Genomic DNA, 310 nt, shown 5'->3' on the forward strand with positions numbered 1-310 from the left:
AAGCGCTGCGGCCTCACGATCGGCCGATAGGCGGTTGTTGGCGGGCCGGCCGCGCTTGCGGGAGACCAGTCCAGACGATCCTTCCTGCCGATAGCGCTCCAGCAACCAACCGGACATTACCGCTTTGCCGCTACATTAACATTTCGCATAATTAGTTTTATGTTAAATTGTTATGCAATATAACAATGTGGGCGAGGATCGGCGGCCTGACGGAACTGCTTCAGCGCCAGCCAGGGATCGGTGAACTGCGCCTGCTCCGCCCTGCCCTGGCAGCCCGGTGCGGACGCCCGATCGCGCTACTGACGCCACC

The 310-nt window shown here is 60.3% G+C and carries 1 pseudogene; it reads left to right on the forward strand.

Annotated elements, in window-relative coordinates:
- Positions 1-197: 197 nt before the first annotated feature.
- A pseudogene (locus J8I34_RS35210) lies at positions 198-310 on the forward strand (translesion DNA synthesis-associated protein ImuA); the annotation flags it as partial.

The sequence above is a fragment of the Cupriavidus phytohabitans genome, from assembly GCF_017815025.1.
Lineage (GTDB): Bacteria > Pseudomonadota > Gammaproteobacteria > Burkholderiales > Burkholderiaceae > Cupriavidus.